This window comes from Cryobacterium sp. Y29, from assembly GCF_002929825.1.
GTDB lineage: Bacteria > Actinomycetota > Actinomycetes > Actinomycetales > Microbacteriaceae > Cryobacterium.
On record NZ_PJJN01000032.1, the window covers coordinates 172,460 to 195,692 of the forward strand.

Annotated in this window: 26 protein-coding genes; 5 read left to right on the forward strand and 21 right to left on the reverse strand. The window is 62.3% G+C overall.

The features are described from left to right. Window positions 1-67: 67 nt before the first annotated feature. The 5 genes from CXY74_RS08790 to CXY74_RS08810 all read right to left on the reverse strand — a co-directional run bounded on the left by CXY74_RS08790 (window position 68) and on the right by CXY74_RS08810 (window position 3,696). Entirely contained in the window at window positions 68-583 is a 516-nt protein-coding gene (locus CXY74_RS08790) for an FHA domain-containing protein (RefSeq protein WP_233193296.1), read from the reverse strand. Between the two features lie 93 nt (window positions 584-676). Next, the gene (locus CXY74_RS08795) at window positions 677-1,021 is read right to left on the reverse strand and encodes a zinc ribbon domain-containing protein YjdM (RefSeq protein WP_104200088.1); all 345 of its coding nucleotides are present in this window, start codon (window positions 1,019-1,021) and stop codon (window positions 677-679) included. A 41-nt stretch (window positions 1,022-1,062) separates the two neighbouring features. Further along, window positions 1,063-1,251 carry a hypothetical protein gene (locus CXY74_RS08800; protein ID WP_146070099.1) on the reverse strand — a complete coding sequence of 63 codons (189 nt, stop codon included), beginning with the start codon at window positions 1,249-1,251 and terminating at the stop codon, window positions 1,063-1,065. 100 nt (window positions 1,252-1,351) lie between these two features. Further along, the gene (locus tag CXY74_RS08805; RefSeq protein ID WP_104200090.1) at window positions 1,352-2,155 is read right to left on the reverse strand and encodes a protein phosphatase 2C domain-containing protein; all 804 of its coding nucleotides are present in this window, start codon (window positions 2,153-2,155) and stop codon (window positions 1,352-1,354) included. 104 nt (window positions 2,156-2,259) lie between these two features. Next, a complete protein-coding gene (locus CXY74_RS08810) occupies window positions 2,260-3,696 on the reverse strand; it encodes a gamma-aminobutyraldehyde dehydrogenase (RefSeq protein WP_104200091.1) in 1,437 nt (478 codons plus the stop codon). Between the two features lie 121 nt (window positions 3,697-3,817). Here CXY74_RS08810 and CXY74_RS08815 point away from each other — a divergent pair, with 121 nt between their 5' ends. Both CXY74_RS08815 and CXY74_RS08820 read left to right on the forward strand, forming a co-directional pair. Beyond that, a complete protein-coding gene (locus tag CXY74_RS08815) occupies window positions 3,818-4,300 on the forward strand; it encodes an Lrp/AsnC family transcriptional regulator (protein WP_104200092.1) in 483 nt (160 codons plus the stop codon). A gap of 4 nt (window positions 4,301-4,304) precedes the next feature. Further along, window positions 4,305-5,735, forward strand: a complete 1,431-nt coding sequence (locus tag CXY74_RS08820) for an aspartate aminotransferase family protein (protein WP_104200093.1) — start codon at window positions 4,305-4,307, stop codon at window positions 5,733-5,735. A 17-nt stretch (window positions 5,736-5,752) separates the two neighbouring features. On the opposite strand, the gene CXY74_RS08825 is transcribed toward CXY74_RS08820, so the two are convergent. Further along, a complete protein-coding gene (locus CXY74_RS08825; protein WP_104200094.1) occupies window positions 5,753-7,045 on the reverse strand; it encodes a DUF4192 domain-containing protein in 1,293 nt (430 codons plus the stop codon). A gap of 196 nt (window positions 7,046-7,241) precedes the next feature. Then, a complete protein-coding gene (locus CXY74_RS08830; RefSeq protein ID WP_104200095.1) occupies window positions 7,242-8,204 on the reverse strand; it encodes an aldo/keto reductase in 963 nt (320 codons plus the stop codon). Between the two features lie 113 nt (window positions 8,205-8,317). On the opposite strand from CXY74_RS08830, the gene CXY74_RS08835 reads away from it, so the two are divergent. After that, entirely contained in the window at window positions 8,318-8,845 is a 528-nt protein-coding gene (locus tag CXY74_RS08835) for a methylated-DNA--[protein]-cysteine S-methyltransferase (protein WP_104200096.1), read from the forward strand. A 22-nt stretch (window positions 8,846-8,867) separates the two neighbouring features. On the opposite strand, the gene CXY74_RS08840 is transcribed toward CXY74_RS08835, so the two are convergent. The 14 genes from CXY74_RS08840 to prmC all read right to left on the reverse strand — a co-directional run bounded on the left by CXY74_RS08840 (window position 8,868) and on the right by prmC (window position 21,501). After that, a complete protein-coding gene (locus CXY74_RS08840; protein ID WP_104200147.1) occupies window positions 8,868-9,866 on the reverse strand; it encodes a malate dehydrogenase in 999 nt (332 codons plus the stop codon). A 41-nt stretch (window positions 9,867-9,907) separates the two neighbouring features. Beyond that, window positions 9,908-10,735, reverse strand: coding sequence for a YaaA family protein (locus CXY74_RS08845; RefSeq protein ID WP_104200097.1), 828 nt, complete (start codon window positions 10,733-10,735; stop codon window positions 9,908-9,910). A gap of 16 nt (window positions 10,736-10,751) precedes the next feature. Further along, window positions 10,752-11,024, reverse strand: a complete 273-nt coding sequence (locus CXY74_RS08850) for a F0F1 ATP synthase subunit epsilon (protein WP_104126471.1) — start codon at window positions 11,022-11,024, stop codon at window positions 10,752-10,754. A 2-nt stretch (window positions 11,025-11,026) separates the two neighbouring features. After that, window positions 11,027-12,490, reverse strand: coding sequence for a F0F1 ATP synthase subunit beta (gene atpD / locus CXY74_RS08855; protein WP_104126470.1), 1,464 nt, complete (start codon window positions 12,488-12,490; stop codon window positions 11,027-11,029). A 33-nt stretch (window positions 12,491-12,523) separates the two neighbouring features. After that, window positions 12,524-13,426 (reverse strand): F0F1 ATP synthase subunit gamma, encoded by a 903-nt coding sequence (locus CXY74_RS08860; RefSeq protein WP_104200098.1) that lies wholly within the window; start codon window positions 13,424-13,426, stop codon window positions 12,524-12,526. 82 nt (window positions 13,427-13,508) lie between these two features. After that, window positions 13,509-15,146: a F0F1 ATP synthase subunit alpha gene (gene atpA / locus CXY74_RS08865; protein WP_104200148.1), complete on the reverse strand. Its 1,638-nt coding sequence runs from the start codon at window positions 15,144-15,146 to the stop codon at window positions 13,509-13,511. Window positions 15,147-15,248: 102 nt separating this feature from the next. Continuing rightward, window positions 15,249-16,064 carry a F0F1 ATP synthase subunit delta gene (locus tag CXY74_RS08870; RefSeq protein WP_104200099.1) on the reverse strand — a complete coding sequence of 272 codons (816 nt, stop codon included), beginning with the start codon at window positions 16,062-16,064 and terminating at the stop codon, window positions 15,249-15,251. Window positions 16,065-16,067: 3 nt separating this feature from the next. Further along, window positions 16,068-16,646, reverse strand: a complete 579-nt coding sequence (locus CXY74_RS08875) for a F0F1 ATP synthase subunit B (protein WP_104200149.1) — start codon at window positions 16,644-16,646, stop codon at window positions 16,068-16,070. A gap of 29 nt (window positions 16,647-16,675) precedes the next feature. Next, on the reverse strand, window positions 16,676-16,912 hold the full coding sequence (gene atpE / locus CXY74_RS08880) for an ATP synthase F0 subunit C (RefSeq protein WP_092448748.1): 237 nt from the start codon (window positions 16,910-16,912) through the stop codon (window positions 16,676-16,678). Between the two features lie 53 nt (window positions 16,913-16,965). Continuing rightward, entirely contained in the window at window positions 16,966-17,754 is a 789-nt protein-coding gene (gene atpB / locus CXY74_RS08885; RefSeq protein ID WP_233193304.1) for a F0F1 ATP synthase subunit A, read from the reverse strand. Between the two features lie 194 nt (window positions 17,755-17,948). Beyond that, window positions 17,949-18,425 (reverse strand): hypothetical protein, encoded by a 477-nt coding sequence (locus tag CXY74_RS08890; protein ID WP_104200101.1) that lies wholly within the window; start codon window positions 18,423-18,425, stop codon window positions 17,949-17,951. After that, window positions 18,422-19,696, reverse strand: coding sequence for an MraY family glycosyltransferase (locus CXY74_RS08895; RefSeq protein WP_104200102.1), 1,275 nt, complete (start codon window positions 19,694-19,696; stop codon window positions 18,422-18,424). The genes CXY74_RS08890 and CXY74_RS08895 overlap by 4 nt, the downstream gene beginning before the upstream one ends. A 3-nt stretch (window positions 19,697-19,699) precedes the next feature. Then, window positions 19,700-20,536 (reverse strand): L-threonylcarbamoyladenylate synthase, encoded by an 837-nt coding sequence (locus tag CXY74_RS08900; RefSeq protein ID WP_104200103.1) that lies wholly within the window; start codon window positions 20,534-20,536, stop codon window positions 19,700-19,702. Between the two features lie 80 nt (window positions 20,537-20,616). Next, window positions 20,617-21,501: a peptide chain release factor N(5)-glutamine methyltransferase gene (gene prmC, locus CXY74_RS08905; RefSeq protein WP_370446137.1), complete on the reverse strand. Its 885-nt coding sequence runs from the start codon at window positions 21,499-21,501 to the stop codon at window positions 20,617-20,619. A 90-nt stretch (window positions 21,502-21,591) separates the two neighbouring features. Here prmC and cysK point away from each other — a divergent pair, with 90 nt between their 5' ends. Then, the gene (cysK, locus tag CXY74_RS08910) at window positions 21,592-22,542 is read left to right on the forward strand and encodes a cysteine synthase A (RefSeq protein ID WP_199183181.1); all 951 of its coding nucleotides are present in this window, start codon (window positions 21,592-21,594) and stop codon (window positions 22,540-22,542) included. A gap of 21 nt (window positions 22,543-22,563) precedes the next feature. Beyond that, complete coding sequence (epsC, locus tag CXY74_RS08915; RefSeq protein WP_104200104.1) at window positions 22,564-23,151, forward strand: serine O-acetyltransferase EpsC; 588 nt, start codon at window positions 22,564-22,566, stop codon at window positions 23,149-23,151. The last annotated feature ends 82 nt before the right edge of the window (window positions 23,152-23,233 follow it).

A 23,233-nucleotide genomic window follows, 5' to 3' on the forward strand; every position in this document is an offset into this window, starting at 1 on the left:
TCGAGGAACACTCGTGACGTGAGGATCGGTGCACAATCAGCGTTCCAGTGGGCGGTGGAGGACGTCCTCACGCGACGCTGAACGAGTGGTCGGCGATTTCGACCCGGGCACCGCGCGGCAGAACGTACCGTCGGCCCGGTTCGAGTGCCTCGGCCGTTTCGCCCGGGCGGCGAATCACAGTACCGTTACCCGAGACTCGGTCGCTGACCCAGAACTCGTCGTCATGCTGGCCGAACTCGAGGTGAGTCTTCGAGACCGAGCGGTCGGCATCCGCTACCCGAATGAGGTCATCAAAAATCTCGTCGGGTTGGGCCAGGGGTTTGCGCCCGATCAGGCCGGAGCCTCGCACGGAGACCACCTGACCGGTGCTGAAGGTCAACACGAAGGTCGCCCGGGTCGGCAGCACGGCGGCGGGGAGTGCGGGCGGTGCTGCGGCTGGCGCGGCGGTCACGACAGCGATGGCCCGCACTGGCGCCGGCACCTCCGCGGGAATCGGTACCGAGATGACGACGGTGGTGCGCGGCAGGCGCGCAATGATCGTCGTGTCGTTGGGACGAGGGTCCGGGCGCTGGCGCGACTCCACGGTAGCGGTGCGAGAGCTGCCGCATTCGCCACAGAACATGGCCAAGGCCGGCAACCATGCCCCGCAAATCTGACACGTCACGATCGGCCGGGCCTAGACCTTTTTGACCAGACTGGACTTGAGCTGAATGAATCCAAAACCATCGACCTTGCAGTCGATGTCATGGCCGTCGACCGGATCGACGACGCGAATATTGCGAACCTTGGTGCCGACCTTGATCGACAACGCCTGGCCCTTGACCTTGAGGTCCTTGATGATCGAGACGGTGTCCCCGTCGGTCAAAACGGTTCCGAAGGCGTCTTTGACCTGGACTTCCTGATCTTCTTCGACCGGTTCGTTCGACCATTCGTGGGCGCAGAGCGGGCACACCAGCAAGGAACCCATCTCGTAGGCCAGGTCACTGGAACATTCAGGGCACGGGGGCAGGGTCTCGTTCACTCGATCCACAATACGCGACTGGACTCGCCGACACGGGCGTGCTAGCGGCGGCGGGTCAACACGCGCCAGAGCCGGCCGGCAATGATGGCCGCGATGACCACGACCATCAGCGGAATGTAGGCGATGAAAGAGGATGCTTCCCAGCCGATCCCGATTCCGGAATCACGGTTGAAAGCCGATACCGACAGTTCGAGAAAGTATGACGCGGCCGACTCTGTTCCGCTGTCCATTGGGGCTGACAACATGCCAGCGGTGAAGGCGAAGGCGAGGGCCACCGCGCCGTCGTCGGTGATACCTAATAGCTGTGAGTACTAGCCACTACGGGCCAGGTCAGGTGTTGGGCGCCTCGTATGGTTCGACGGCGAGCACATCGACCACGATTACGGTGACGTTGTCGCGACCACCGTTTTCCAGGGCGGCTGTGACCATCGCTGCGACGGCATCCGCTGCGAGCTTCTGTTCAAGCAGAAAATGACGGATTCCGTAGGAGGTGAGTTCTTTGGTGAGCCCGTCGGAACAGATCAGGATGCGCATACCGGCCTGGATCGGCAGGATGCGATAGTCGGGAATCGGCGGTTCGTGAAAGCCGACGGCGCGAGTAATGATGTTGCCGTGCGGGTGGACGTCCGCCTCTTCGCGGGTGATGCGACCGGCGTCGACGAGTTCCTGCACGACCGAATGGTCATTGGTGACCTGCTCGAGGACACCGCCGGTCAGCTGGTAGACCCGGGAATCGCCGATGTTATAGACGATCCAGCTGACGGCGTCCGAGACGAGTGCCAGCGCCACGCCGGTCACAGTCGTTCCGGTGCCTTGGTCGGTGACGCCGACACCCTGCGCCATGTCCTCCACGGCGAGAGCGAGCGCCCGATCGATCGAACCGGCCTCCGCCACGAGTGTTCCGGAAAGCTCGGCAAGCCTGGTCACCACGGCGGCACTTGCGACATCGCCCGCTGAGTGGCCGCCCATGCCGTCGGCGACGGCGAACAGGGGCGGCGCGGCGAGGAGGCTGTCCTCGTTGACCTCGCGGCGATGGCCGACATCGGTCAGGCCTGCCCACGCCAGCGTCAGCGTCGTGCCAATGCTGGGCAGTTCGACGCGAAATTCGGTCGAACCTTGACCAATCTGGGTCACGGGTGGTGCCTTCCGAGTGTGGGTACGAATTCGTCCCCGCCGTTCCAACGTTCACCGAAGGACTTGAATCATAATAACGTCACCGCTCACGGCCATTGCACCGGCTAGTGCCCGATGTAGCTCATCACGTGCTTGATCCGGGTGTAATCCTCGAACCCATACATCGACAGATCCTTGCCATAGCCGGAGTGCTTGAAACCGCCATGCGGCATCTCGGCAACGATGGGAATATGCGTGTTGATCCAGACACAACCGAAGTCAAGGTGCTTGGCGAAGCGCATCGCGCGGCCGTGGTCGCGGGTCCACACCGACGACGCCAGGCCGTATTGCACGTCGTTCGCCCAGCGAAGCACCTCGGCCTCGTCGGTGAAGCGCTGCACGGTCATCATCGGCCCGAAGATCTCCTGCTGCACTGCCTCATCGGTCTGTACAAGCCCGCTCACGATGGTCGCTTCGTGAAAATATCCGGTACGGCCAACCCGATGTCCGCCGAGTTCGAGCACGGCGTGGTCGGGCAGCCGGTCTACGAAGCCGATTACCTGAGCAAGCTGGTGCGCGTTGTTGACCGGTCCAAACAGAATGCCCGCTTCGCGAGGAGTCCCCGTGCGGGCGTTGTCCCGGGAATACGCGGCGAGCGCGGCGACGAATTCGTCGTGAATGCCACCCTGCACGAGCAGCCTGGTAGCCGCGGTGCAGTCCTGGCCGGCGTTGAAGAAGCCGGCGGCGACGATCCCGGCTACGGCGAGCTCAATGTTGGCGTCGTCAAACACGATCACCGGCGCTTTCCCGCCCAATTCCAAATGCACTCGCTTGAGGTCGTGTGACGCAGCCTCGGCCACAGCCATTCCCGCCCGCACCGAACCGGTGATTGAGACAAGCTGCGGGCTCTTGTGATCAATCATGGCCGCACCGGTCGTGCGGTCACCGACGAGCACGTTCAGCACACCGGCGGGAAGAAATTCCGCCGCGACCTCGGCGAGCAGCAGGGTCGTGCTCGGGGTGGTGTCCGAGGGCTTCAGCACCGTGGTGTTACCGGCGGCGAGCGCGGGCGCAAACTTCCACACCGCCATGTTCAAGGGATAATTCCACGGCGTGACCTGGCCGACGACGCCGATCGGTTCGCGCCGGATGAATGAGGTGTGGTCGGTCATATACTCGCCGGCCGCGCGACCCTCGAGGGTGCGGGCGGCACCGGCAAAGAATCGAACCTGGTCGACCGAGAGCAAAATCTCATCGTCAATCAGGTTGGAGCGAGGCTTGCCGGTGTCGAGCGATTCGGCGTCGGCGAATTCCGCGGCGCGCGCCTCGATCGCATCCGCTATGCGAAACAGTGCCAGCTGCCGCACAGCCGGCGTTGTCTCGCCCCAAATTTCGAAAGCGGCTGCTGCAGCTCGGTAGGCCGAGTCAACATCGGCTGCATTCGATACCGGGCTACTGCCGTAGACCGTTTCGGTCGCGGGATCGATGAGGTCGAACCGGTCCGTAGCGGTGGAGTCGACGTACTGGCCGTTGATGAAGTTGCGTAGTTCGGGGGCGCCCATGCGGCCCAGTGTATCCATCGCAACGAGTTGCGTCGAGATTCACGAATGAAATGCGCAGTATTTCGCTCAAGACGCGACGGATTCGCTTGCCGAAGCGTATTTAGACTGACAGAATCGATGCATGAATGGACAAAAGCGCGGTCAGTCGCCCAAGCCGGCCCAGCTCGACGATGTGTCGAAAAAAATCATCGAACAGCTTCAAGCCGACGGGCGACGGTCGTACGCGGAGATCGGCAAAGCCGTCGGCCTCAGCGAAGCGGCCGTGCGCCAACGGGTCCAGAAACTCACTGACTCCGGTGTCATGCAAGTGGTAGCCGTAACGGACCCGATGCAGCTGGGTTTCTTCCGTCAGGCCATGATCGGTATTCGTGCCTCGTCCGACACCCGCGTACTCGCCGAGCAGCTCGCCGAGATCGATGCCGTGGACTACGTCGTACTCACAGCCGGCAGCTTCGACATTCTCGCCGAGGTCGTCTGCGAAGACGACGACCAACTGCTCGAACTACTCAACTCTAAGATCCGCAATCTCGAGGGAGTTCTCTCCACCGAGACGTTCGTTTATCTCAAACTCCATAAACAGTTTTATAACTGGGGAACACGGTAAAAAAATGACTCTCACGACGCCCACTCAGACGCCTTTCGCCTTCAGCGACGCCCACAACGCCGAGCTGCAGCAAAAGGCCAAGGATCACCTCTGGATGCACTTCTCGCGTCAGTCCGTAATGGAATCCGGCGCTGGAGTGCCCATCATCGTCAAAGGCCATGGACACCACATCTGGGATTCCACGGGTAAGCAGTACATCGACGGCCTCAGCGGCCTGTTCACCGTCAACGCGGGCCACGGACGTAAACGCTTGGCCGAAGTAGCTGCCAAGCAGGCCGAGGAACTCGCCTTCTTCCCGATCTGGTCATACGCCCACCCGAACGCAATTGAACTCGCCGATCGGCTCGCCTCCTATGCTCCCGGCGACCTCAACCGCGTGTTCTACTCCACCGGAGGCGGCGAGGCGGTCGAGACCGCGTTCAAGCTCGCCAAGTATTACTGGAAGCTGATGGGCCGCCCGACCAAGCACAAGGTCATCTCTCGCAATGTCGCCTACCATGGGACCCCGCAGGGCGCCCTGGCCATCACCGGTATCCCAGCGATGAAGGAGATGTTCGAGCCGGTCACCCCCGGTGGTTTCCGCGTTCCCAACACGAACTTCTATCGAGCCGACGAGATGAGCCCCGGCCTCGGCCTCGGTGACAACCTCGAAATGTTCGGTCAGTGGGCCGCGAACCGCATCGAGGAAATGATCGAGTTCGAGGGCCCCGAAACCGTCGCCGCCGTCTTCCTCGAGCCGGTACAGAACTCCGGCGGCTGCTTCCCGCCGCCCCCCGGCTACTTCAAGCGAGTGCGCGAGATTTGCGACAAGTACGACGTGCTCCTGGTCGCCGACGAGGTCATCACCGCGTTCGGTCGCATCGGAAACGTTTTCGCCTCGACGACCTATGACATTCAACCCGACATGATCACCTGTGCCAAGGGCATGACGAGCGGATACTCGCCAATCGGCGCGACCATCATCAGCGACCGCATCTACGAACCGTTCAAACACGGCGACACGACGTTCTACCACGGCTATACGTTTGGTGGCCACCCGGTCTCCTCGGCGGTGGCGCTGGCCAACCTCGATATCTTCGAAGAGGAAAAACTCAACGAGAACGTTCGCGAGAATTCACCGCTGTTCCGCAAGGAACTGGAGAAGTTACTCGACCTGCCCATCGTCGGCGACGTGCGCGGTGACGGGTATTTCTTCGGTATCGAGCTGGTCAAGGACAAGGGCACCAAGGAAACTTTCAACGACGAGGAGTCTGAGCGTCTGCTGCGCGGTTACCTGTCGAAGGCGCTGTTCACGGCCGGGCTGTACTGCCGCGCCGATGACCGTGGCGACCCGGTCATCCAGCTCGCTCCCCCACTGACCGTGGGCCCGAAGGAATTCGCTGAGATGGGAGAGATTCTGCACGGGGTGCTGTCGGAGGCGCCGAAGTACATGTAGCTGACGGCGAACAGGGTTCAGCGACCGGCTTCACGCGCGTCGAAGTCTTCACCCCAGTTTTGATCAAAGTCGTCGTCGAGTTCGTAGCCCTCGCTCTTTTCATCCTCGTCGTCATTATCCTTGTCATCGTCTTGCGGGACCGCAAACGCCCACTCCGGCAGGTGCCCCGAATCGAGCAGGAGTTTCAGCAGGATCGCCATGCTGTACTGCGACTCGATGGCAAGAGCTTGGTCCACGAAGAATCCGGCTACGGACCCGCTGCCGAGTGCCCACGACAGCCAAGCCAGCATGCAGAGCGGCGCCGGTCTGGCCGATCGAGGCGCCATAGCAACGACGGTGCGTAGCAGGGTGATCGCGACACGGATCCGGTCGATGTCGGGCCGTTCGCGCTGCAGGCCGAGCATGATGTCGCCGGTGTGCTCGGCGGTCGGGTCACCGATGTCGATCTCCTCGGCTACGAGGTCGTCGAGGCTTCGCCCGGTCTCGTGCTGGAGCCGAGCGTACCGCCCGTTGATAGCGTGGGCGCGCACCCCTTCATCGCGCCCAAAGGCGAACTGCACCATGATCTGATCGCGGTTGGGCGGGGACTGCACGAGCACGAGAAGCGCGGCGACGTTTTCCTCGGTGGGCGGATTCGGCCAGGTGAGTGCTTCCTCGGCGATCACTACCGGGTCGAGTGCAACGCCGAGGGCGTCGAACAGTGGTGGAGAGTTCTCGGCGCGCGCGAGCAGGTGGCGGTACCGCCGGTAGATCCGGGCCAGGCGTTCCTGGGTCGCCGGGTTGACACCGACCGGGTCGGCGCCGTTCTGTAGGGTGCCGAGCGGGCGTACGATCTTGGTCCCCGACTCCTCGTTCGCCGCCGTGTTCACCGGTGACTCGGCAATATCGTTGAGTGGATGCCCGCCAGCGGGGCACGTGGGATCGAGGTAACTTCCCCACGCATCCGCTGCCACGCATAGGGAATCGCGCAGCAGAAAACCGCTCCATTCGAGTCGCCGGTTTAAAATCTCGGCAAACTGTTCGCGCGGGATACCAACGGTATTGATAAAGGAATCATCGGTGTAGATGACCGGAACGACGGCGTCTACTCCGGGAATCTTGCACAGCATCCCGGCGAGGGTCGTCGCGATGCGTGTGTACACCTTGTGGGGTAAGTCGTCGTTCGGCAGGTTGAAACGCAGCGCGCCGCAGGTGCGGTTGCCACGAAACGCCACGAGCACGGCGCTGGTCTCGGGAGCAAAACCGAGCAGCTGGGGAACGAGTGCCAGAAAGTCCTGGGCCTTCTGGGCTTTGACAATGGTGGGATGCATGCTGCCACTGTGCCCGCCTGCCGCGCCCCGGATCTGCGCCCCAGGCGAATCTGGGTTTGATTCGGATAGACGACCCGTTGGGGAGGAGGCGATCGATTGGGCCAGGTGAAAGACAATCACCCCCAGCAGCGGCTGTCAGTGCGGACGCAGGTGACGCACGAGCAAGACTGCAGCACGAATTTCTCCTCGGGTGAGGTCAGGCGAAAAGGTTGGAAATGTAGGCAACCTCGTCAGCCGACGGCTGCCAGGACGTCGCGGCATTCGCGTTTTGAACGATTTGCTCGGGCCTGGTAGCGCCGGCGATGACGCTGGTCAGTCCCGGCTGCGCCAGCAACCACGCGAACGTCGAGGTCAGCATACTCACCCCGCGCGCATCACACCATTGCTGATACTGCTCAATCGCGTCCCACGGGGCATCGTCGGCGAGATGGCGCCTGATCATCATGATGCGGCTGTCGGCTGGCCCTCCCGTGCGCGAGAACTTGCCGGTGAACAGGCCGTTGTAGAGCGGGAAGAAGGGCAGAAACCCGAGACCGTAGGCGTTCACAGCCGGCAGCACCTCGTCTTCGACATCACGCACGAGCAGGCTGTATTCGTTCTGGCTGGAGATGAACGCGGGGTGACCGTTCATCCGGGCGGTGAACTCGGCTTCGGCGATCTGCCATCCGGCTAGGTTGGAGTGACCGATGTAACGAATCTTGCCCTCGGTAATGAGGTCGTGCAGGGTTGACAGGGTCTCTTCGATCGGTGTCGACGGGTCGGGAACGTGCAGCTGGTATAGGTCGATCCAGTCGGTCTGCAGCCGACGGAGGGACGCCTCGACGGCCAAGCGGATGTACCGGCGTGAGCCCCGCGCGCCCCAGTCCGGACCGTTCGACCCACCCATGTCCATGCCGAATTTCGAAGCCAGCACGATTTGGTCGCGCTTGCCGCTCAGCGAGTGTCCCATGAGCGTTTCGCTCAATCCTCGCTCCGCACCGTAAATATCGGCGGTGTCGAAGAGCGTCACCCCTGCTTCGATAGCGGCGTCGATCACCGCCGTCGTGCCTTTCTGACTCTCTGATGCGGTCCCGGCGCGACCAAAATTGTTGCACCCGAGCCCGATCGTCGAGACAGTCAGCCCGGAGGAGCCAAGTCTGCGATATTCAATTTGAGCCATCACTACAGACTAGGGGCGCAGCCATCTCCTGCACAGGCGCGCGTGCCGGGCACCTGTGCACCCCCGTCTGAAACCCGCGAGGTCTCGGCCGAAGCGAGGGCTACAGTCGAATCATGGACAGCATCCCGGCGCACGTCGCCCAGCACCCCACAACGACAAACGCGCTCCTCCGCCTCCTCAGCCCCGTCGGTCGGCTGGAACTCACCGCCGACGATGAGGGCATCCTCTCTCTTTCCATCGAAACCGACGGTCAACTACCGCTCGACGCGACCGCGGAAACGCCCTCTCCCGTGCTGAGACGGGCGGCCGAACAGCTCGACGAGTACTTCGCCGGAACGCGGCAGTCGTTTGATCTTCCCGTACACCTCACGCGCGGCACCGAGTTTCAGCGCAGCGTGTGGGCTCGGCTGGCCAGCCTCAACTTCGGCGATGTCATCTCTTACGGGGCGCTCGGCACTGACGTCGGCCGGCCGGGTTCGGCCCGCGCCATCGGCGGGGCCGTCGGCGCCAATCCGGTGCCGATCATCATCGGCTGTCACCGCGTACTCGCGACGAGCGGGCAGATCACCGGCTACAGCGCCGGGCAGGGCATCCCCACCAAAGCTTGGCTGCTCAACCACGAGGGCATCGCGCACCGGTAGCTGGGCAGCATGACCGTGAAACTCAGCGACGCCCCAATGGCAGCAGGCCGAGGGCCCGCACTGCGTCTCGTTCCTCCACGAGCTCTGCAACAGATGCCGCGATTCGACTGCGCGAGAATTCGTTCTGCTGCAACCCGTTCACGATGCGCCAATTCCCGTCAACCGATCGCACCGGGAAAGAGCACACCAAGCCAGGTGGAACATCGTAGGAGCCATCGGAAACGACCCCGGCGCTGGTCCAGTCGACGCCGTGGCCGGTGACCCAGTCGCCCACATGATCGATGGCTGCGTTGGCGGCGGAAGCGACCGAGGAGCCTCCCCGCACGGCAATAATCTCGGACCCACGCTGGGCGACTCTCGGGATGAAGGTCTGCGCCAGCCACTGCTCGTCGACGAGATCGCGAACCGCTCGGCCCTCTGCGGTGGCGTGGAAGATATCCGGGTACTGACTGGCCGAATGGTTTCCCCACACGGTCAGCCCGTGAATCGCCCCTACTGAGACGTCCAGGTGGCTGGCCAATTGCCCGACGGCCCGGTTGTGGTCAAGCCGGGTCATGGCAGTGAAGCGGTCACTCGGCACATCCGGCGCGTGAGCGGCGGCGATGAGGGCATTTGTATTGGCTGGATTGCCCACCACCAACACGCGCACGTCATCGGCTGCGCCCGCATTGATGGCTGCCCCCTGGGGTGCGAAAATGCGGCCGTTGGCCCCCAGCAGATCGGCACGTTCCATCCCCGGCCCACGCGGGCGAGATCCAACGAGTAGGGCGATATTCACCCCGTCGAATGCGACTGTGGGGTCATCGGTGACCGTCACACCGCGCAGCAGGCCGAAGGCACAGTCCTCGAGCTCGAGCGCAGTGCCTTCAGCTGCTTTCACCCCCTGGGGTATCTCCAGCAAGGTGAGACGGATCGGCGTCATCGGCCCCAGCAGCGCGCCGGCGGCAATGCGAAAGAGCAAGGCATAACCGATCTGCCCGCCTGCCCCGGTGACGGTCACATTGACCGGTTGCCGAAGGATGGGAACATTGACCGCTGCGGGGAAGGTGCTGGTGTCTGTACTCACGCACCCAGCCTAGCCCCGGTAAAGATCGTCGATGAGGCTGCGCGTCCCGGGGCGGCGAGGTGCTGCTCAACGACGAGCTCGAGTTCGCCGGGTGCTCCATGGCCGAGTCGAATTCCGACCGATTGCGCCCAGTGGATAAGTTCGGCCGCGCTCGTGAAATTGTGTTCGTGTTCGAGCAGAGCCCGGGTGAACTCACCCTTCGACTTCTTATTGAAGTGGTTCAGGGCACGCTTCTGACCGTCTGCGCCGTCGGAGACCACCCGCAGGTAGAGTGAGTCCGCCCGCACGGGTCGGGCGCCGAGGCCAACATAGGCCTCGGACCTCAGGTCGAGCAGCAGTCCTTCGGTCCGGCCGAGGAGCCGCTGAATATCGCTGCTCCAGTGCTGTTTGAGAGTGTGGTTGGCCAGCGTGACGCCCGGAACGCGCGAATCGTGGGACAGCCGGTAGGCCGGTATCGGATCAAGTGCCGCGAGCGGCCCGAGCAGCGCGGAGTGTACGACCAGGTGAGCGTGAGCGAACTCGCGCTGCGAACCTGCGAGGGTGGCAGCATCCAGACCGTCGAAGAGCACCCCGGTATAGCGATCCATTACCGCCAGGGTCGCAGATTCAAGCAACTCCCGGTTGCGGTCAATCTCGAACAGCTGTGTGCGGCCCAGTTTGAGGGCGGTGCGGGCAGCTTCGGGATGCCGTGTCAGCGCTACGAGCGCCCGCGCTAGCGCCCGACGCTTCACGTTCAGGGTCGGGTAGGCCAGTTTTTCCCAGTCCAGGGGTACAGCTTCGCCGCCGGAGCGTTTCGTCTCCGACGGCGGAAGCAGTATCAGCACTGGTGTGTCAGACGGGCTATTTGGAACCCACGAGTTCAGCCTTGCGGGCCACGATGGTGATCGTGTCATTGTCGACCGACAAGAATCCATCTTCAGCCTGGGCCAGAACCTTGGAGCCGTCTGGCAGGGTGAGACGCACGTCACCCGCGGCCAGGATCGCCAGCATCGGCTCGTGACCGGCCAGGATGCCGATTTCGCCCTCGACGGTCTTGGCGACAACCATGGTCACCTCGCCGGCCCACACCTGCTGGTCGGCCGAAACGACGCTGACGGACAGCGACTTCGCCATGCTTAGTCGTTCTCCTTCTGAATCTGAGCCCACTTCTCTTCGACGTCGTTGATGCCACCGACGTTGAAGAAAGCCTGCTCGGCCACGTGGTCGAAGTCACCGTTGGCAATTGCCGTGAACGACTCGATGGTGTCCTTGAGCGGAACCGTTGAGCCCTCTACACCGGTGAACTTCTTCGCCATGTAGGTGTTCTGCGACAGGAACTGCTCGATGCGGCGGGCGCGGGAAACCGTGACCTTGTCTTCCTCCGAGAGTTCGTCGACACCGAGGATCGCGATGATCTCCTGGAGTTCTTTGTTCTTCTGCAGGATGGCCTTGACGCGAACGGCCGTGTTGTAGTGATCGGCACCCAGGTAGCGGGGGTCGAGGATGCGGCTGGTCGAGGTGAGCGGGTCAACGGCCGGGTACAGGCCCTTCGATGCGATCGCCCGGGACAGCTCGGTCGTAGCGTCCAGGTGGGCAAAGGTGGTCGCCGGTGCCGGGTCGGTGTAGTCGTCGGCGGGAACGTAGATCGCCTGGAGGGAGGTGATCGAGTGGCCGCGGGTCGACGTGATGCGCTCCTGCAGGATGCCCATCTCGTCGGCCAGGTTGGGCTGGTAGCCCACGGCCGAAGGCATACGCCCCAGCAGGGTCGACACCTCGGAACCAGCCTGGGTGAAACGGAAGATGTTGTCGATGAAGAGCAAGACGTCTTGCTTCTCCACGTCGCGAAAGTACTCAGCCATGGTGAGGGCGGAGAGGGCGACGCGCAGACGCGTTCCCGGCGGCTCGTCCATTTGGCCGAAGACTAGGGCGGTCTTGTCGAAGACGCCGGCTTCTTCCATTTCGGCGATGAGGTCGTTGCCCTCACGGGTACGCTCACCGACTCCGGCGAACACCGATACTCCACCGTGGTCCTGCGCTACGCGCTGGATCATTTCCTGAATGAGGACGGTCTTGCCGACTCCGGCACCACCGAACAGGCCGATCTTTCCACCGAGAACGTACGGCGTCAGAAGGTCGATGACCTTGATTCCGGTTTCGAACAGCTGAGTCTTGGACTCGAGCTGGTCGAAGGCCGGCGGCTTGCGGTGGATGGGCCAGCGCTCGGTGATTTCGATCTTCTCGCCGGGCTTGGCGTTGAGGACATCGCCAATAACGTTGAAGACCTTGCCCTTGGTGACGTTTCCCACAGGAACCGTGATGGGGCTGCCGGTGTCGCGTACTTCCTGACCGCGGACGAGTCCGTCGGTCGGGTTGAGCGCGATAGCACGAACGAGGTCGTCACCGAGGTGCAGGGCGACCTCGAGCGTGATCTCGTTCGACTCGTCACCGATGGTGATTGTGGTCTTCAGGGCGTTGTAGATGCCGGGGATCGAGTCATGCGGAAACTCGATGTCGACAACGGGGCCGGTGACGCGCGCGATGCGGCCAACCGAGCCGGCCGTGTCCTCCGCCCGGACTGGCGCGATTGCGGTGTCAGTCATTGCTCTCTCTTCTCTGCCCATGGGACATGTGAACTACTTCTTAGCGGATGAGAGCGCGTCGGCTCCACCCACGATCTCGGAAATCTGCTGGGTAATCTCGGACTGGCGCGCGTTGTTCGACAGGCGTGTGTAGTCCGTAATCAACTTGTCGGCATTGTCGCTGGCCGACTTCATCGCCTTCTGACGACTCGCGTGCTCCGACGCCGCCGACTGCAACATAGCGTTGAACAGACGACTCTCGATATATACCGGGAGGAGGCTGTCGAGAACGGTTTCCACGTCGGGTTCGAACTCGTAAAGCGGAAGGACCTTGTTGTCGCCGGGTTCTTCCACTCCCTCAACGACCTCGAGGGGAAGCAGCCGAACGACTTCGGGCACCTGGGTGACCATGCTGACGAAACGGTTGTACACGATGTGGATCTCGTCGACGCCACCATCGGAATAGTCCGTCAGGAACGTTTCCAGAAGGGCCTCGCCGATTTCCTTGGCTGTTTCGAACTGCGGCTGGTCGGTTCCGCCCGTCCAAATTCGCTCCGAAGCGCGGTTTCGAAAGTTGAAGTACGCGATGGCCTTTCGGCCCACCAGGAAATAGACGATCTCTTTACCCTGGCCGCGGAGCAGTTCACTCAACGACTCCGCTTCCCGCAGTACCTGCGAGCTGAAGGCACCGGCCAAGCCGCGGTCGGACGCGAAGATGACGACCGCTGCACGCTCGATCTTCTCGGGCTCCGTTGTGAGTACGTGCTCGACGTTCGAGTACGTGGCTACCGCTGAAACGGCACGCGTTACCGCGCGCGAGTACGGGGTTGACGCAGCTACTCGCGCCTGCGCTTTCTGGATGCGCGAGGCGGAGATCAGCTCCATGGCCCGAGTGATCTTCTTGGTCGTCTGGGCAGACTTGATCTTCTGCCGGTAGACCCGAAGTTGCGCTCCCATGTGTCTGCTTCCTTGTCTTTCAGTTTGTCGTCGTCAGTGTTACAGCATCGTCAGTGTTACTGCCTCGTCGAAATCGACGAAACTAGCGGCGGTGCTTGACGATCTTTTCCTGGTTGACGTCTTCAACGGCAATAGCCTCAAACTTTTCCTTGCCCACCGAGGCGAGCGGCTTGCCCTCACCGGTCTGGAATTCCAGTTTGAACTTGTCGACGCCGGCGGTGAGGGCTGTAACGGTCTCATCGGAGAGAACGTTGGTCTCGCGCAGGGTCTTCAGGACGTCGGTGCTGCGGCCGAGGAAGTCGAGCAGCTCGCGCTCGAAGCGCAACACGTCGGCAACAGGGACCTCATCGAGCTTGCCGTTGATGCCGGCCCAGATCGAGACGACCTGGTCTTCGACGGGGTACGGCGAGTACTGCGGCTGACGCAGCAGTTCGGTCAGGCGCGCTCCCCGGGCGAGCTGACGACGGCTGGCCGCGTCGAGGTCGGACGCGAACATGGCGAAAGCTTCGAGTGAACGATACTGGGCCAACTCAAGCTTGAGCGTGCCGGAAACCTTCTTGATCGACTTGACCTGCGCGTCGCCACCGACGCGAGAGACCGAGATACCAACGTCGACAGCGGGACGCTGGTTGGCGTTGAACAGGTCGGACTGCAAGAAGATCTGGCCGTCGGTGATCGAAATCACGTTGGTCGGAATGTAAGCCGCGACGTCGTTGGCCTTGGTTTCAATGATCGGAAGACCGGTCATCGATCCGGCACCGAGCTCGTCGGAGAGCTTGGCACAACGCTCGAGCAGGCGGGAGTGCAGGTAGAAGACGTCTCCGGGGTACGCTTCGCGCCCCGGCGGACGACGAAGAAGCAGCGATACGGCACGATAGGCCTCGGCCTGCTTGGAGAGGTCATCGAAGACGATGAGAACGTGCTTACCGGCGTACATCCAGTGCTGACCGATGGCGGAACCGGTGTACGGGGCGAGGTACTTGAAGCCGGCCGGGTCAGAGGCGGGAGCCGCAACGATGGTGGTGTACTCCATCGCTCCGGCATCCTCGAGTGCACCCTTCACCGAAGCGATGGTGGAACCCTTCTGGCCGATGGCGACGTAGATGCAACGAACCTGCTTGTTGCTGTCACCCGACGCCCAGTTGGCCTTCTGGTTGATGATGGTGTCGATCGCGATCGCGGTCTTACCGGTCTGGCGGTCACCGATGATCAGCTGACGCTGGCCGCGGCCGATCGGGATCATGGCGTCGATCGCCTTGATACCGGTCTGCATCGGTTCGTGAACCGACTTGCGGCTCATGACGCCGGGAGCCTGCAGCTCGAGGGCACGACGGCCTTCGGTCGCGATGTCTCCGAGTCCGTCAATGGGCGCGCCGAGCGGGTCGACGACACGGCCGAGGTAACCGTCGCCGACGGGAACGGAGAGAACCTCGCCGGTGCGGTGCACCTCCATGCCCTCAACGATGCCGCCGAACTCGCCGAGCACGACGACGCCGATCTCATCTTCATCGAGGTTCTGGGCCAGGCCCAGGGTGCCGTCGGCGAATTTGATGAGCTCGTTGGCCATCACACCGGGCAAGCCCTCAACGTGGGCGATACCGTCGCCGGCCGTGGTGACGTAGCCGACCTCGGTCGTTGACGTCTTGTTCGGCTCATAGGACTTCACGAAGTCCTGGAGAGCGCCACGGATCTCATCGGGGCTGATCGTTAGTTCTGCCATCATCTTCCCTTTTCTGTACGGCTGTACAGGTTTTGTCTGTTCGAGGACGCTGCCGCCCTGAGTCATCTGGTACTGCTGGGTTTATGGTGTCACGGAAGTGACTCAGCGAACGAGCTGGAGTCTCAGATCCGCCAAGCGGGTTGCAATGCTGCCGTCGATGACCAAATCACCGATTTGTACGCGCACTCCACCGACCAGTTCCGGGTCAACGACCAAGTTGGTGGTGAGTGCCCGTCCGTGGCGCAACTGAAGGTTCTTCTGCAAGCGGGCGAGCTGGTCGGCTGTGAGAACACTGGCCGACGTGATCGTGGCGATCGACGTGCCAGACTCGTCCGCAACGACGGCTGCTGCGTGTCGCAGCAGTTCGCCAATGCGGCGGCCGCGAGGCTGCTGCACCAGGTGACGAACAATGGCGAGCGTCTCACCGGATACTTTGCCGACTAAAAGTTTTTCAACCAGGGCCGCTTTGGCGTCAATCTTGCCTAGCTTGCTGGCCAGGGCCAGCTCGAGCTCAGCGTCGGAGGACACCGTCTTACCGAAGGCGAATAGTTCCCCCTCGATCGACGTTTCGGCGGGTGACGCTCCACCGGCCGAAACAGACAGTGCCAGTGCCCGCAGGCCCAGTTCTTCGATCCCGGCGAGCAAGTCGTCGTGGTTGGACCATCGTTCGGACACAGCGGCGGCGAGCAGGTCCAGAGCCCGCGGCGTCACACTCGCGCCGAAAACGGCGCGCACGAGGGTGACCTTGGCCGCAGCATCCGCTGACGCATCACCGAGCGCTGACAACAGCTGGGACGACGAACCGATTACGCGACCGGCGCCGAACAGGCTCTCGCCCGTCGCCAGATCAGTCGTGCCGCCGGGAACGGACAGTGCCGCCCTCGACGTTGCGAGTGCTTCTCTGGTGGCGCTTCCCATGGGCTAGATCTTTCCTGCTGCTGGAGCTGCTGCTTGAGCTGGTACTTCGCTGGCTTCGAGTTCTGCCAGGAAACGATCGACGATGGCACTGGCCTTCGCGTCGTCGGACAGGCTTTCACCGATGACACCCGAAGCGAGGTCGATGGCAAGGGTGCCGACCTCGCTGCGAAGGGACACGACGGCGGCCTGACGTTCGGCTTCGATCTGCGTCTTGGCACTGGCCGCGATGCGACTGGCCTCGGCCGCAGCCTGCTCCTTGTGCTCAGCGACAATGCGCTGGCCGTCAGTGCGGGCCTGGTCACGAATCGCACCGGCTTCGGCACGGGCGTCAGCCAACTGGGCCGTGTACTGCACGAGTGCAGCTTCGGCCTTGCGCTGGGCGTCGTCGGCCTTGGCGATGTTGCCCTCGATGGCTTCTGCACGGTCGTCAAGAAGCTTCTGCATTCTGGGCAGCACAAGCTTCCAGAAGAAGAACAAAATCACGACAAAGCAGACCGCCGACCAGATGATGTCGTACCACTCGGGAATGAGCGGGTTCTTCGCCGCTTCTTCAGTCGCGGCTGCAATTACTGCGTGAAGCATCATGCCTCCTAACTAAGTAGTGAAGAGGACTAGTTCGTGAAGATGAAGTAGGTGGCGATGCCGATGAAGGCGAGCGCCTCGGTGAAGGCGATACCGATGTACATCAGCACCTGCAGGCGGCCGGCCAGTTCAGGCTGACGAGCGACACCCTCGATGGTCTTGCCAACGACGATACCAACACCGATTGCCGGGCCGATGGCTGCGAGGCCATAACCGACAGTCGCGATGTTTCCGCTGATTTCCGCGAGAACGGTTGTTGCGTCCACGTGTGTTTCCTTCCGTAGTGGTGAATTCGGCGAATGCCGGATTCCTAAAGTGTCTAGTGTTCCTCAGCCAGCGCGAGCTGGATGTAGACGGCGGTGAGTAGGGCAAAAATGTAAGCCTGGAGGAGCGCAATCAGCACTTCGAAGAGCGTGAAGGCGAAGCCGAAGACAAGAGTGCCAGCGCCGAAGAGCTTGAACCCGCCATCCGCGGTGAAGAAGAAGAACTGGGTAGCACTGAAAAACAGCACGAGCAGAAGGTGCCCGACGATCATGTTCATCATCAGTCGAAGCGTGAGGGTGACCGGTCGCACCAAGAACGTCGAGATGAATTCGATCGGCGTCACGATAATGTACAGGGCTGGCGGCACTCCGGGCGGGAAGAGCGAGTTGCGGAAGAACTTCGCCGGACTCTTCTTCACACCTGCATAAATGAACGTGCCGTAGGAAATGACACCGAGAAGCAGCGGAACCCCGATCACCGAAGTACCGGCGATGTTGAGGAATGGGATGATTCCCGTGATGTTCATGAACAACACCATGAAGAAAATGGTGGTCAGAAGCGGCAGAAAACGTTTGCCGTCTTTCTTGCCCAGCAGGTCTTCGGCGATGTTGACACGAACGAAGTCGAGACCCATTTCGGCCAGGCTCTGGCCGCGGGTCGGGATGATCTTCATGCGACGAGTACCAAGCCAGAAGACCAACATCAGTACCGCGACCGCCAGGAAGCGGATCAAGATGATGCGGTTGATCTCAAACGGAGTATCGGCAAAAAATATTACGTCGGGGAAGAACTCATTGATGGAGGGACCGTGGAATTCACCGTCGCCGGTGGCAGACGGGACCATCAGGTTTACGGCGATTTCTAGCAGCGCTTTCTCCTGTTTCGGGGCGGTGAGCTCTGCTCGCGCAACGACGAATGTGGGCAGGTTTACGACGCTAGAAAGCATGCGTAAGCCGGGGTGGGATTGTATTTACTGTAGCAAAGATCAGGCGCGTAGCCGAATCGAGAGCAGGATCCGTGGGTGAATGGGTCGAAGGGTTAGTCGTCGACCGGAGCGGGGGGCAGGGCGACGTCGCTGACGTAGGGCATCCGGCTTTTCAACACCACGACAGCGTCGACGACGAGGGAACCTACAACGCCGGCGATAATGCAGAAGAACAGCACCATCGGTTGAATCCATTCGCGATCCTGCAACACCACGAGCAATACCAGGAACACCACAAACTTGAGCAACCAGCCTCCCATGATGATGCCGAAAAAGGCACCAATGGCTGATTCGTTTCCGGCGACGCGATTGGCCAGCAGAATGCTGCCGGCCGTGATGCCCATGAAAGCAACGGACATGAGCGTTCCGATCAGGGCGCTGATCACACCGGTGCCGCCATCGATGAGGTAGCCGATGACCGAACCCACCACGGCAATGGCGAGGGCGACATATCCCCCGTAGATCAGGATACGACGCAGCACAGGGATCGAGGTGGGCGTGGTAGCTACGGGTGGGGTGGCGCTGGTCATACGTTCTCCTCGGCAGGCGCCGCCGCGGAGGCGGTCGCTCGTGTCGTTGTTGGGACTGATAGTGCTGTTGTGGGCGCAGCGGCCTCGTCAAGCGGGTCGAATTGGTGCAGTACTGCTATCTGCGCCGGTGCTGACTGACTGACCCATTCACGAGTCTTGCGGCGTCCGAGCGGGGCGAGCGTGACGATGGTGCAGATCAGCAACGACGTGATCAGGAAGATGGTCGCGTACCAGGTCGGGAGGGCAAAATACACGGGAAGAATGTAATAGAGCAGGCACCCGATAGATGCTGCTGCTGTCCACCCGTAGAAGATCAATACGGCGTGCAGGTGGGAGTGTCCCATATCGAGCAGGCGGTGGTGCAGGTGTTTTCGGTCGGCGCTGAAAGGCGATTTGCCGGCCCGCACCCGCCGGAACACGGCCAGTCCGAAGTCGAGCAGCGGAATGATCATGATCGCCACCGGCAACAGAATGGGGATGAACGCTGGGAAGAGTTCTGAGCGGTTGATGGCGGTGGGGTCGATCTGGCCGGTGATGGCGATCGCGCTCGTGGCCATGAGCAGCCCGACCAGGAGTGCGCCGGCATCACCCATGAACATCTTGGCCGGATGCCAATTCAAGGGCAGGAACCCCACACAGGCACCCACGAGGATGGCGGCGATGAGGGAGGCAAGGTTGAAGTAGTTGGTCGGTGACGTATCTCGCACGAGAAGGTAGCTGTAGAGAAAGAAAACACCGTTGGCGATCAGGGCAACGCCGGTGACGAGGCCGTCGAGGCCATCGATGAAGTTGATCATGTTCATGACGACGACAATGGCAACGATCGTGACGACAATCGATGTCCAGCCGCTCCAGACCGTCAGTCCACCGATCGGCAGGGAATAGATCTGTACGCCTTGCCAGGCAACGAGCCCGGCGGCAATGAATTGCCCAGCGAGCTTCGTCATCCAGTCGAGATCCCAAATATCGTCGGCAACGCCGACGAGAACGATCAGGAGGGCAGCGCCGAGGATGGCCAGAATCTGCTGTGGGTCGGCAAAAACCATGCGCAGCGGGGCAAAGGGAGCCGAGATGAGATAGGCGACACCGAAAGCCACGAGAATTCCGAGGAACATGGCGATGCCGCCGAGGCGCGGAGTGGGCCGGGTGTGTACGTCGCGTTCGCGAATTTTCGGGTACAGGTGGTACTTGTGACTGAGCTTGTAAACCACGATCGACAGCACAAAAGTCACGATCGCTGAAACGAGCGCGAGGAGAAGAAAAAGGGTCATGGGCTACCGGCTGGCCTCCGTACCGTCGTGCGCGTCTTCCGTATTGTCATTCTGGGACGGGGCAGCGACGGATGGCGCAGCATCCGTTTCAGTCACTTCAGCCGGTGTACCGGGGATAGGCGGAACGGCCGCGAGCACGTCTCCCACGACGGCCGCGATCGCCTCGCGGGAAATGACGCCGCTGCGCACGATGTGCAGAAAACCACCGTTGACCTCGAAACCGGCGGCGTCCACTATCGTGGACGACCCATCGCTGGTCTGACTAAACACGCTTTCATAGGTGCTGCCGGCGGTCCCACCGTCGAGGTACACGTCGACGCTCTCGCCGAGCGCGGCTGCGGCGGCCTGGACGTCGATGGTGGCAGCCATGCCGCTGAGGTTTGCGCTGGATACGGCGAGCGGGCCGGTCTGCGCGAGCAGGTCGAGCGCGACCTGGTTGCTCGGCATGCGAAGCGCCACGGTGCCCCGGGTTTCGCCGAGATCCCAGACCAGCGAGGGCTGGGCATTGACAATAACGGTGAGTCCGCCGGGCCAGAAGGCCGCGACCAGGTCGCGTACCGGCTGCGGCACGTCCACGGCGAGGGCGTCGAGGGCGGCGATGCCGGGGATGAGCACCGGCGGCGGAGACTGCCGGCTTCGGCCCTTTGCGTCGAGGAGCAGCTGAACTGCTTCGGCGTTGAATGCGTCAGCAGCAACGCCATAGACCGTGTCGGTGGGGATGACGACGAGCGCCCCGCGTCCGATGGCTGTGCGAGCCAGCGCGATGTGCGCCTGGTAGTTTTCGCTCGTGTCTGTGTCGTTCGCGTGCGAGTCACTCGTGCAATCGTATATGCGTGTCATTTCCGGCAATCCTAGCCCAGTGTAGTTGTGAAGAACGGATGCGCAGGCCATCCATCGTAACGGCGCATGGCGCGTATTGATCAGGGTCGAAGTGCTGTCGTGGCCCGGTCTCGGCTGGTGTAGTCGCGGTGGGTAGCCGGGGCGCGCCAGCCATCGATCGCCAGCAATTCCCTAATCGCCGCACCCTGCAGCTCGCCGTGCTCGATCACGAGCACCCCGCCGGGGCGCAGAAGCCGAAGACCTGTCGCCGACACGCTGCGGACCACATCGAGGCCGTCTGGGCCGCCGAACAGGGCGTGGGCGGGGTCGAACAGACGCACCTCGGGGTCGCGGGGAATCGCATCGGCTGGGATATACGGCGGATTGGAGATGACGACGGCAACCGTGCCGTCGAGTTCCGCGAAGGCGTCCGCGAGGTCACCGAAGGTGAGGATGGCGTTTTCGGCGGCCACCTCTTCGAAATTTCGAGTGGTCCAGGGAAAGGCCTCCGGCGAGTTCTCAATCGCGAAAATGCGTGCGTGGGGCACCTCGGTGGCCAGGGCCAACGCGATCGCGCCGCTCCCGGTGCCCAGGTCGATACCGATCGGCTGCGGATCGGGCATGGACCGCAGGGCGTCGATGGCGAACTGGGCGACCTGTTCGGTTTCGGGCCGTGGCACGAAGACGCCGGGACCCACGTTCAACGACAGCGACCGGAACGGGGCCCGCCCCGTGATGTGCTGCAGTGGTTCGCGCGTGCTGCGACGGGCCAGCAGGGTCTCGATGGTGGCGGCATCCACTCGGCTGATCGGTCGATTGAGGATGCTGCCAGCCTGAACTTCGCCGCGGCTCTGGCCGAGTACGTGACCGATCAGCAGATCGGCGTCAACCTCGGCGTCGGTGATTCCGGCCGCGGCGAGCAGGCTGATCGCTCGGTTTCGCAGGGAAGTCACGGTGGCTGGCAGGGCAGAATCTGAAGAAGGCACGTAGTGAAATGTAACGCACCAATAGGTTTTCGGTCGAGAGACCTAGGCTGGAGATGGCCCTCACACCGAATTTCACCGAATGAAAACCGAATGAAAGTTGCCCTCGTGCCCAAGATCTACTCCGACATCACCGAAGCCGTTGGCCGGACTCCCCTCGTCAAACTGAACCGTTTGACCGCCGGCCTCGGTGCAACCGTGCTTGCGAAGCTCGAGTTTTACAACCCGTCCAGCAGCGTGAAGGACCGCATCGGCGTTGCAATCATCAACGCAGCGGAGAAGGACGGTTCGCTCAAGCCGGGTGGGACCATCGTTGAAGCGACCAGTGGCAACACGGGCATCGCTCTCGCCATGGTCGGCGCGGCCCGCGGTTACACCGTCATTCTGGCCATGCCCGAAACGATGAGCAAGGAACGTCGTGTCATGATGCGGGCGTACGGCGCCGAGATCGTACTGACCTCCGGTGCCGATGGCATGCGCGGAGCAGTCGAAAAGGCCGCCGAGATCGTCGCAAACACGCCGGGCGCCGTACTGGCCAGCCAGTTCACGAACCCGGCCAACCCGGCCATTCACCGAGCGACCACCGGGGTCGAGATCTGGGACGACACCGAGGGCGCAGTCGACATCCTCGTCGCTGGCATCGGTACCGGCGGTACCCTCTCGGGCACTGGCGGCTATCTCAAGGAGCGGAAGCCGGGTCTCAAGGTCGTCGGTGTCGAGCCGATCGACTCCCCCATTCTCACGGGCGGCAAGCCTGGCCCGCACAAGATTCAGGGTCTCGGCGCCAACTTCGTGCCGGAAACCCTCAACCGCAGCATCTACGATTCGATCACCGATGTGACCCTGGCCGACTCGCTCTCCACGGCCCGCATACTCGGCACAGACGAGGGCATCCTCGGTGGAATCTCCGGCGGCGCCGCCGTCTGGGCAGCGCTCGAGCAGGCCAAACTGCCTGAGAACGCGGGCAAGACGATCGTCGTCATCATTCCCGGCTTTGGCGAACGGTACATCTCGACCGTGCTGTACGAAGACCTGCTGGACTAAGCGGACGTCGTCTGCCCCTCAATGAATCCTTTCCTGCGCCTGCGCGAAGACATCCAGGCAGCGCGCACCCACGACCCCGCCGCGCGCAGCAACACCGAGGTATTCCTTGCCTACAGTGGGTTGCACGCGGTCTGGTCGTATCGGGTCGCGAACCGCTTGTGGCGTGCCGGGTTGCATCTTCCCGCCCGTTTGCTGTCCCAGGTGAGCCGGTTTCTGACCGGGATTGAGATTCACCCCGGCGCGACGATCGGGCGCCGCCTGTTCATCGACCACGGTATGGGAGTCGTGATCGGGGAGACGGCGGTGCTCGGCGATGACGTGATGCTGTACCACGCGGTAACGCTCGGCGGCAAGAGCCGTCACGGGCATGCGCGGGGGGTGCGGCGGCATCCGTTTCTCGATGACGGCGTCACTGTTGGGGCCGGCGCCAAGGTGCTCGGACCGATCACCATCGGGGCCTGGAGCACGATCGGGTCCAACGCCGTCGTGACCAAGAATTCTCCTCCTCGGTCGCTCTTAGTGGGCATACCGGCAACGATTCGCCCGCAAACCCCAGCAACGGTCGAATCAGCCCGCGGAGGCAACCTCGAGCCGGAGTACTACCTCTAGTCTGCGCCAGTCCTCGCAGTGCACCGGGCCCAGGTCAAAAACGTCGGCCCAGTTTGCAGACTGGGCCGACGTTTTGGGTCTG

Bases quoted from the DNA above. Each gene is read 5' to 3' on its own strand.
- CXY74_RS08800 (WP_146070099.1), bottom strand. From the start codon at position 1,251: ATGGACAGCGGAACAGAGTCGGCCGCGTCATACTTTCTCGAACTGTCG.
- CXY74_RS08810 (WP_104200091.1), bottom strand. From the start codon at position 3,696: ATGGGCGCCCCCGAACTACGCAACTTCATCAACGGCCAGTACGTCGAC.
- CXY74_RS08815 (WP_104200092.1), top strand. From the start codon at position 3,818: ATGAATGGACAAAAGCGCGGTCAGTCGCCCAAGCCGGCCCAGCTCGAC.
- CXY74_RS08820 (WP_104200093.1), top strand. From the start codon at position 4,305: ATGACTCTCACGACGCCCACTCAGACGCCTTTCGCCTTCAGCGACGCC.
- CXY74_RS08825 (WP_104200094.1), bottom strand. From the start codon at position 7,045: ATGCATCCCACCATTGTCAAAGCCCAGAAGGCCCAGGACTTTCTGGCA.
- CXY74_RS08830 (WP_104200095.1), bottom strand. From the start codon at position 8,204: ATGGCTCAAATTGAATATCGCAGACTTGGCTCCTCCGGGCTGACTGTC.
- CXY74_RS08835 (WP_104200096.1), top strand. From the start codon at position 8,318: ATGGACAGCATCCCGGCGCACGTCGCCCAGCACCCCACAACGACAAAC.
- CXY74_RS08850 (WP_104126471.1), bottom strand. From the start codon at position 11,024: ATGGCGAAGTCGCTGTCCGTCAGCGTCGTTTCGGCCGACCAGCAGGTG.
- atpD (WP_104126470.1), bottom strand. From the start codon at position 12,490: ATGACTGACACCGCAATCGCGCCAGTCCGGGCGGAGGACACGGCCGGC.
- CXY74_RS08860 (WP_104200098.1), bottom strand. From the start codon at position 13,426: ATGGGAGCGCAACTTCGGGTCTACCGGCAGAAGATCAAGTCTGCCCAG.
- atpA (WP_104200148.1), bottom strand. From the start codon at position 15,146: ATGGCAGAACTAACGATCAGCCCCGATGAGATCCGTGGCGCTCTCCAG.
- CXY74_RS08870 (WP_104200099.1), bottom strand. From the start codon at position 16,064: ATGGGAAGCGCCACCAGAGAAGCACTCGCAACGTCGAGGGCGGCACTG.
- CXY74_RS08875 (WP_104200149.1), bottom strand. From the start codon at position 16,646: ATGCTTCACGCAGTAATTGCAGCCGCGACTGAAGAAGCGGCGAAGAAC.
- atpB (WP_233193304.1), bottom strand. From the start codon at position 17,754: ATGGTCCCGTCTGCCACCGGCGACGGTGAATTCCACGGTCCCTCCATC.
- CXY74_RS08890 (WP_104200101.1), bottom strand. From the start codon at position 18,425: ATGACCAGCGCCACCCCACCCGTAGCTACCACGCCCACCTCGATCCCT.
- CXY74_RS08895 (WP_104200102.1), bottom strand. From the start codon at position 19,696: ATGACCCTTTTTCTTCTCCTCGCGCTCGTTTCAGCGATCGTGACTTTT.
- CXY74_RS08900 (WP_104200103.1), bottom strand. From the start codon at position 20,536: ATGACACGCATATACGATTGCACGAGTGACTCGCACGCGAACGACACA.
- cysK (WP_199183181.1), top strand. From the start codon at position 21,592: ATGAAAGTTGCCCTCGTGCCCAAGATCTACTCCGACATCACCGAAGCC.
- epsC (WP_104200104.1), top strand. From the start codon at position 22,564: ATGAATCCTTTCCTGCGCCTGCGCGAAGACATCCAGGCAGCGCGCACC.